Origin of the sequence: Amycolatopsis rhizosphaerae, from assembly GCF_007713715.1 — a bacterium.
GTDB lineage: Bacteria > Actinomycetota > Actinomycetes > Mycobacteriales > Pseudonocardiaceae > Amycolatopsis_E > Amycolatopsis_E rhizosphaerae.
Genome location: NZ_VJWX01000330.1, coordinates 1 through 8,038, shown reverse-complemented (window position 1 = coordinate 8,038; position 8,038 = coordinate 1). Strand labels below are relative to the sequence as shown.

The following is an 8,038-nucleotide window of genomic DNA, read 5'->3' as shown; positions in this document are numbered from 1 at the left end:
CTTTCCCCGCCCGCCGCGGGATTAAAGTGACCGATGTGGTGTTGATCAGCAGTGGACAGCTCCGGGGCGAACGCACCGCCGACGGGCTGACCGTGTTCCGGGGCGTGCCCTTCGCCCGCGCCGCGCGCTTCGCGCCCCCCGAACCCGTGGCGCCCTGGGACGGGGTGTTCGACGCGACCCGCCACGGCCCGATCAGTCCCCAGCCGCCGTACCGGGCCGGTGCGGTCATGGGCGAACCCGGGTCCGGGCTCGTGCAGAGCGAGGACTGCCTGAACCTCACCGTGACCACCCCCGGCACCGAGGGCAGGCGCCCGGTTCTGGTGTGGATCCACGGCGGCGCGTACACCACCGGCGCCGGCTCGCTCGGCTTCTACGACAGCGCCAAGCTCGCCCTCGAAGGCGACGTCGTGGTCGTCGGTGTCAACTACCGGCTCGGCGCGCTGGGCTACCTGCGCCTCGACGGGGTTTCCCCGGGCAACCTCGGACTGCTGGACCAGATCGCCGCGTTGCGCTGGGTGGCCGCCGAAATCGCCGCGTTCGGCGGCGACCCTCGGCGGGTGACGGTGTTCGGCCAGTCCGCGGGCGCCCATTCGATCGCCTGCCTGATGGCGGCGCCGGCCGCGCGCGGACTGTTCCACCGCGCGATCCTGCAGAGCCCCCCGCTCGGGTTGAAGCCCGCCGGTGCCCGGACCGCGAGCCGGATCGCCCGGTACTTCACCGCCGCGCTGCGCGCCGATCCCCGGACCGCCCCCGTGGAAGAGATCCTCGCCGCCCAGCAGGCGGCGATCGTGCGGGCGGCGGGGCCGGGCGGCCTGTACTCGGTTCCGCCGTTCTGCCCCACCGCCGCCGGTCCCCTGCCGGGTCCGGGCCGGTGGCTCCCGAGTGCCGCCGAGGCCGCCCGGGACGTCGACGTGATCATCGGGACCACCCGCGACGAGATGGCCACCTTCCTCACCGGAAAGCCGGGCGTCGTGCGCCTGGAGGCGCTGCCGGTGCTGCGCCGCGGGGTCGAGGCGGTCAAGAAGACCACGACCCACTGGGTGTTCGAACGGCCCTCACTGCGGTTCGCCGACCAGCTCGCCGAGGCGGGCGGACGCGTGTTCACCTACCGCTTCGACTGGGCGGCCCCGGACTCCGTCTACGGCGCGTGCCACTGCGTGGAACTGCCGTTCCTGCTCGGCGGGGAGACGGCGTGGGCTGGCGCGCCGATGCTGGCCGGGGCGGACTGGCCGGAGGTGGAGGCACTCGGCGAACTCCTGCGCGCGTCCTGGCTGTCCTTCGCCAGGACCGGTTCACCGGAGGCCGCGGGGTCCTGGCCACCGCACACCCCGGGCTCCCCCGCCGGTGTCCGCTGGTCCGGACCGGCCCGCTCGCCGCGGCCGTCGACCACCCCCTGACCGCTTGTGTCCCACGCTCAGGCGCTTGTGTCCCACGCTCGGGCGTGCGAGTTCCACGCTCGCACGGGCGGCGTCGCGGCAAAGGTGCCCGAAGGTGGAACTCGGAAGCCGGAAGGTGGGACACAAGCGCCGGAAGGTGGGACACGGACCGCGGCAGCGGTGCGGCTCCGGCTAGTCCCCCTGCTGTTCGGCGAGGAAGCGTTCGAACTCGGCGCCCAGCTCCTCCGCGGTCGGCATCCGGGTGATCTCCTCGGCGAGCAGGTTCTTCTTGTCCACCGTCTCGACGAAGGCGTCGTACTGCCTCTCCAGCGCGCGCACGACCTCCGCCACCTCGTCGGACTCGGCCATCTGGCGCTCGATCTCCGCGTCGGTGCGGCGGGCCGATTCGACCAGCGCCTCGTCCGGCAGGGACAGCCCGGTCAGCCGCGAGATCGAGCCGAGCAGGGTCAGCGCGGCCGCCGGGTACCGGGACTGGGCCAGGTAGTGCGGCACGTGCGCGGCGAAACCGGCCGCGTCGTGCCCGGCCTGTCCGAGCCGCAGCTCGACCAGGGCCGACGCGCTGCCGGGCACCTGCAGGCGGTTGAGCACCGGCTGGTAGTCGCCGATGAGCTCCGCCCGCGTCGCGTGCGCGGTCACACCGAGCGGGCGCGTGTGCGGGGCGCCCATCGGAATCCCGTGGTAGGACACCACCATCCGCAGCTCCCACCGCTCGACCAGTGAGCGGATCGCGGCCGCGTACCGCTCCCATTCGCGATCCGGTTCCGGACCGTCGAGCAGCAGAAACGGGGTGCCCGCCTCGTCGTGGAACAGGCGCACCGCCAGCTGCGGCGCTTCGTAGCTTTCCCAGTGGTCGGCGGCGAAGTCCATCATCGGCCGCCGGGCCCGGTAGTCGATCAGCCGGTCGACGTCGAAGCGCGCCGCCACGGTGTTCTCCAGCCGGTCCACCAGATGCCCGGTGACGACCTGCCCCGCCATGCCGGCGTCCATGAACCCGTCGAGCTGGTGCAGCAGCACCGCCCCGCTCAGCTCCGGAAGCCCGGAGTCCACCTCGTAGAGCTCCTCCGGATCGAACACCATCGCCTCCCGTGCCCCTTCACGATTCTTTCCTTCAACGGGATGAACACAGGGCAACGACGGATTCATCCCGTGACGGCGGCCGGAGTGTTCCCGTCCGGTCCGCGGCCTCCGCTCGGCCGGAAGGAGGAACCATGATCACAAAGCCGGCGGGTGATGATACTTTAGGCCTCCCTCCACCCCGGCGGCCGCGATCCGCGGCGGTGGCCGGCTGGGCACGTCCGTCGCTGAATCGGGAGTGACCGGTGAATCTGGCGAGTCAGGGTCAGCAGCTCCTCGACGAGATGTCCGCCGATCCCTACGGGGACTTCTCCCCTTCGCTCTACGAAACGGCCAGGATCGTCGCGCTCGCGCCCACGCTGGCGGGGCACGGGGGCCGGATCCGCTACCTGCTGGACGAACAGCACGGCGACGGCAGCTGGGGCGCACCCTACGACTACGCCCTGCTCCCGACGCTGAGCGCCACCGAGGCCCTGCTCTCGGAATCGCGGCGCACCCCGGCCCCGGCGGTGGCCGCCGCCGCGCGCGACGGGCTGCGGGCGCTGTTCCTGCGCCTGGCGCCCGGGCGCGCGGTCACGCTGCCCGACACGGTGGCGGTGGAGATCCTGGTGCCGCACCTGGTCGCGGAGATCAACGCGCATCTGGCCGCGCTGGAGGACAACCCCTTGCCGGGGCTGGAGATTTCCCCGGCCGGGGCCCGGCTGCCCTGCCCGCCCGGCACCTATCCCGAACTGCTCGGCCACCTGCGCGACACCGTCGCCCGGGGCCAGGTCCTGCCGGAAAAGCTGTGGCATTCCCTGGAAGTGGTGGGACCGGCGGCACGGCGCGCGCCGTTCGCGAGCCCCGGCGAGTTCGGTCTCGGCTGCTCTCCCGCGGCCACCGCCGCCTGGTTCGGTGCGGTGCCGGCGCCACGGCAGGCCGGAGTGCGCTACCTGGAGGTGCTGCAGGCCCGGCACGGCGGGCCGGTCCCGGTCGCCGCCCCGCTCGACATCTTCGAACGCGCCTGGGTGCTGGCCACCTTCACCGACGTGGGCCTGCCGGTGTCGGTTCCCGCCGGGCTCGTCGACGGGCTGCGCGCGGCGTGCGGTTCCTCGGGCGTGGCGGGGGGTGCCGGGCTGCCGCCCGACGCCGACGACACCTCCACCGCCCTGCACGCGCTGGCGAATCTCGGTGCGCCCCAACCGATCGACCCGCTGTGGGAGTTCCAGGCGGACGACCACTTCAGCACCTATCCCGAGGAGCGCACCCCCTCGGTGTCCACCAACGCGCACGTCCTGCAGGCCTTCATCGCGCACCCTGAGCGGACCGCGCGGATCGAGCGGGCCATGGTGCGCCTGGTGTCGTGGCTGTGCGGGCAGCAGCAGGAAGACGGCAGCTGGACGGACAAATGGCACGCCTCCCCCTACTACGCCACGGTGTGCTGCGTGGTCGCACTGGCCGGCTGCGGGGAGCCCACGCCCGCGATCCGTAAGGCCCTCCGCTGGGTACTGGACAACCAGCGCGAAGACGGCTCGTGGGGATACTGGGAGAGCACGCCGGAAGAAACCGCTTACGCGGTGCAGATCCTGCTGCGCGGCAGCGCCGGCCGCCCGGACCCCGCGGTCGAGCGGGCCGCCGCGCGCGGCTGTGCCCACCTGCTCGGCGGGGACCTCGCCCGCACGCCGCCGCTGTGGCACGACAAGGATCTGTACACCCCGGCCAGGATCGTGCGGGCCGAGACCATCGCCGCACTGCACCTGGCCCGCACCAATCCCCGCGTGGCGGCACTGACCGGCCGCTGGGAAACCGGACAGCCCGAACGGACGGCCTGATGAATCGCACCGAACTCCGGCTGGCACTGCGTCCACTGGCGTTCATGGACGCACAGGCCCACCGCGCCGAGGGGCTGCTGGAACTGCGGTCCGAGCCCCAGCGGCGCCTGCTGGTCTGGCATCCGGACGCCGTCGAGCGGCTCTTCCGCGCCGACCAGGGCCTGCACCATCCGGGCAGCCGCTCGTTCCGGCCCCTGCTCGGCGAACGGTCGCTGCTGTGGCAGCAGGGCGAGCGGCACACCGCCTACCGCCGTGTGCTGGGCACGCCGTTGCGCGGACGCAGGCTCGCCGCCTACCGCGGCCTGGTGGCCGGGACCGTGCACGACGAGATCGACGAACTGGGCGAGGGAACGGAGTTCGGCCTCGCGGACTGGACCCGCCGCGTCACGCTGAAGATCATGGGGCGGATCGTGTTCGGGCACGCCGACGGCGCGCTGCTGACGCCCTTCGCCGCGTGGATGGACCGCGCGCTCGGCTCGCACTACCGCACCCTGGCCTACCGCTTCCTCAAGGGCGGCCTGCCGCTGCCGGACCCGGAGCTGGAACGGCTGCTGGTGCGCGGTGCCCGCGAGGCCGCGCGGGAGAACCCGGAGTCGCTGGCGGGCAGGCTGCTGGAGGACGACAGCCCGTTCGCCGATCTCGACGACGGCGAACTGCGCGACCAGATCGTCTCGCTGTTGTTCGCCGGCCACGAAACCTCCGCCTCCACCGCCGCCTGGGCGCTGTACTGGCTGGACCGCCACGACACGATCCGGCAGGAGGTGCTCGCGGAACTGGCCTCCGGCGCCGACGGGTTCGCCGCGGACGAGGTGCCGCTGCTGCAGGCCGTGGTGCAGGAGACACTGCGGATCACGCCGCCGGTGCCCGCGGCCGGGAACCGCGTCCTCACCGAGGACTGTCCGTACCACGGGCAGACGCTCGCGGCGGGCACCGTGCTCACCCCGAGCATCCACCTGGCCCACCACCGGGCGGACTCCTTCCCCGAACCGCAGCGCTTCGACCCGCGGCGCTTCCTCGGCCGGAAGGTCCCGTCGTCGGTGTACTTCCCGTTCGGCGGCGGCACCCGCCACTGCCTGGGCAGCCAGCTGGGTCAGGTGGAGGTCCGGATGATCGTGGCCGCGCTGCTGCGCCGCCGCGAGGTGCGCTGTGTGAACCCGCGTGCGGGAGTGCCCCAGCTGCGCGGCCACGCGATGGCGCCGTCCCCGAGGCTGCGGATGAAGGTTTCCTCGTGCCTGGCCTAGCGGGCCGGATGAGCGCGGCCGATTTCGCCGTCCTGCACCGGTTGCAGTTCCCGTTGCCGGTCAACTACGTCTGCTACGCGAGCTGGGGCTGTCTGTTCGCCGCCCCCGCCGCCGGTCCTGCCGGGCTGCCCGCGGGGCCCGCCGTGCTGGCCGTGGTGGCGAACCTGCTGCTGATCGTGGCTCCGCTCGCCTTCAACGTGGCCGTGGACATGCCCACCGACTCGCACCACCGGGAGAAGGGTTATCTCGCCGACGCCGCCGGCCGCGTGGGCCGCGGCCGCGCACTGGCCTGGGCGAACGCCGAAATGGCCGCCGGGGTGGCGCTGACGGTGGTGATCGGGCCGGCCTGGGGACACTGGTGGCCGTCGGCCTTCGCCGCCGCCACGGTGGCGGCGCAACTGCTGTACAACGTCGAACCGGTCCGGCTCAAGAAGCGCGCGCTCGCCGGGTCGGTCGCGTTCGGCGTCGCGTCCGTGGGCCTGCCCTGCCTGCTGGCCTTCACCGCCGTCGCCGCCTGGCCGGAACCGGCGGTGTGGCTGGTCTTCGCCGGGGCCGCGGTGCTGTCCGTCGGTCGGACCGTGTGGTGGGCGCTGCCGGATCTCGCCGCCGACACCGCCGACGGCATCGGCACGCCGACCGTGCGGTACGGCCCGGCCCGGGCCCTGCTGCTGGCCTGCGGTCTCCTGCTCGCCGGGGTCGTCCTGCTCGGCTGGGGCCTGTGGTGGCGTTACGGGCTCGCGTGGTGCCTGCTGGGGATCGCCGCGCACGCGGTGTTCCTGGGCATGGTCTGGTCCCGGCTGCCCGGGGTCCGGCGCGGCGAACTGCCGGACGCGAAGGGCATGCTGAAGCGGACGATGCCGGTGGTCACCCTCGGGGAAGTGCTGATCACCGTGGTCGCCCTGGCCGCCTGAAGCACCGGGCCGCGGTTGCCGTGAGGCGTGAGTGTTGGCCGTGAAGGGTCCCTTCACAGTCGATTCGACTGTGAAGGGACCCTTCACGGCCTGCCCCAGTCCCTCCGGGGGCCAAGGGGCGTGCCAGCCTCTAGTTCTTGCGGGCCATTCCCGCGTACATGTGCGCCAGCTCGGGATTGCGGCCCATGTCTTCTTCGGTGAGCGGGTTCCACAGGGTCACCTGGACCACCCCGGGGTCCACCAGTTCCAGGCCGTGGAAGAAGGTCTGGAACTCCTCACGCTCGCGCAGGGTGACCGGCGGCGGGGTCCCGAACATGCGGCTGAAGATGTTCAGCCCTTTCCGCAGCTGCTCGTCCTCGCCACAGTGCGACATGCCCAGGTAGCTGCCCGACGGCAGCCGGTCGAGGTAGGAAGCCACCAGCCCGGCGGGATCGTCGGTGTCCGGCAGGTACAGCAGCGTTTCGATGATCAGCACCCCGACCGGCTGCTCCAGGTCGATCAGCCGGGTGAAGTCGGGGTGGTTCAGGACGGCGTCCGGGTCGCGGATGTCGGCCTCGAGGAAGGCGGCGTGGTCGTTGCCTTCGAGGAGCCTGCGGCCGTCGGCGGCCACGCGCGGGTCCAGGTCGACGTAGACGACACGGACGTCCGGGTCGGCCTCCTGCGCCACCTCGTGCACGTGCCGGTTGGCCGGGATGCCGGAACCGAGGTCGAGGAACTGCCGCACCCCCTGGTCCATGAGGTAGCGGACCATGCGCCCGACAAGCTGGCGGGACGCGCGCACCAGGTAGGGGATGTGCGGTGCGCACACCACGATCTGGTCCGCGTAATCGCGATCTGCCTGCCCGTGGCAGGACCCCTCGAGCCAGTGGTCGTTGATCCGCGCCATGCTCGGGTAGCTGGTCGCACCGCGAAATCCGGGTGCCTCGATAGGCGATGCCACTGCAGGTACTTCTCCTCGTGGTCAAGTCCCACAACGCGGTGATGGATCTTCAGCGCGCAGGCTCGCGAGTCTACTGCCACGAGGTGCGGTATGGCGCGGTGGTTACCCCTGGGTATTCGCCGCCAGGGGAAGGAAAAACGCTTCACGAACTAGCGTCGCACAAGGACAGCGGGTAACGATCGGTCGCGGCAGGCGGCGGCGAGCGCGGCGATGTCCGCGGGACGGACGCGGCAGCAGCCGCCGGCGAAATCCGCGCCGCACAAGGACTCCGGCCGGAACCGCGAGGGTCCCGTCCACGCACCGCGGACCGGATCCCAGCGTTCACCGCTGTTCGGATAGGCGATCACGGGCTTCCCGGACACCTCCCGCGCCACCTCCAGCGCTCGTGGGACGTGCGTTGGATCACAGCAGTTCACCCCTACGGCGATCACCTGCTCCTGGCCCGCCGCGACCGCGAAGGCCTCCTCCAGCGGCTGTCCCGCCCGCGTGCGCTCGCCGTCGATGGTGTAGGACAGCCAGGCGGGGATGCCCAGCCCGTCGATCGCGGCGAGCATCGCCACGGCCTCGTCGACATCGGGCACCGTCTCCAGCGCGAGCAGGTCGGGACCGGCCTCGGCCAGGATCCCCGCACGGGGCCGGTGAAACGCGGTCAGCGCGGCGACGC

7 protein-coding genes are annotated in these 8,038 nt (G+C 72.4%); 4 read left to right on the top strand and 3 right to left on the bottom strand.

Features of this window, described 5'->3' with window-relative positions:
* The coding region (locus FNH05_RS26180) for a carboxylesterase/lipase family protein (RefSeq protein WP_425458490.1) at nt 1–1,397 on the top strand (1,397 nt) is incomplete at its 5' end.
* A 171-nt stretch (nt 1,398–1,568) separates the two neighbouring features.
* Here the strand turns inward: FNH05_RS26180 and FNH05_RS26175 are convergent.
* Nucleotides 1,569–2,474: a proteasome assembly chaperone family protein gene (locus FNH05_RS26175; RefSeq protein ID WP_144591375.1), complete on the bottom strand. Its 906-nt coding sequence runs from the start codon at nt 2,472–2,474 to the stop codon at nt 1,569–1,571.
* Nucleotides 2,475–2,716: 242 nt separating this feature from the next.
* Between FNH05_RS26175 and FNH05_RS26170 the strand changes: the two genes are divergently transcribed.
* Genes FNH05_RS26170 through FNH05_RS26160 form a run of 3 tightly spaced genes read left to right on the top strand, consistent with a single transcriptional unit; the run spans nt 2,717 to nt 6,434 of the window.
* The gene (locus tag FNH05_RS26170; protein WP_342781620.1) at nt 2,717–4,282 is read left to right on the top strand and encodes a prenyltransferase/squalene oxidase repeat-containing protein; all 1,566 of its coding nucleotides are present in this window, start codon (nt 2,717–2,719) and stop codon (nt 4,280–4,282) included.
* Nucleotides 4,282–5,523: a cytochrome P450 gene (locus tag FNH05_RS26165; protein ID WP_144591374.1), complete on the top strand. Its 1,242-nt coding sequence runs from the start codon at nt 4,282–4,284 to the stop codon at nt 5,521–5,523. The genes FNH05_RS26170 and FNH05_RS26165 overlap by 1 nt, the downstream gene beginning before the upstream one ends.
* Nucleotides 5,511–6,434 carry a UbiA family prenyltransferase gene (locus FNH05_RS26160; protein WP_144591373.1) on the top strand — a complete coding sequence of 308 codons (924 nt, stop codon included), beginning with the start codon at nt 5,511–5,513 and terminating at the stop codon, nt 6,432–6,434. Before FNH05_RS26165 ends, FNH05_RS26160 begins: the two co-directional genes overlap by 13 nt.
* A gap of 130 nt (nt 6,435–6,564) precedes the next feature.
* Here the strand turns inward: FNH05_RS26160 and FNH05_RS26155 are convergent, their stop codons facing one another.
* Both FNH05_RS26155 and FNH05_RS26150 read right to left on the bottom strand, forming a co-directional pair.
* Nucleotides 6,565–7,374: an SAM-dependent methyltransferase gene (locus tag FNH05_RS26155; protein WP_246127944.1), complete on the bottom strand. Its 810-nt coding sequence runs from the start codon at nt 7,372–7,374 to the stop codon at nt 6,565–6,567.
* Between the two features lie 149 nt (nt 7,375–7,523).
* A partial coding sequence (locus FNH05_RS26150; protein ID WP_186382743.1) for a homocysteine S-methyltransferase family protein occupies nt 7,524–8,038 on the bottom strand: 515 nt, incomplete at its 5' end.

What these genes read in the sequence shown, in the direction of transcription:
- FNH05_RS26165 (WP_144591374.1), top strand. Translation starts at nt 4,282, where the DNA reads ATGAATCGCACCGAACTCCGGCTGGCACTGCGTCCACTGGCGTTCATG.
- FNH05_RS26175 (WP_144591375.1), bottom strand. Translation starts at nt 2,474, where the DNA reads ATGGTGTTCGATCCGGAGGAGCTCTACGAGGTGGACTCCGGGCTTCCG.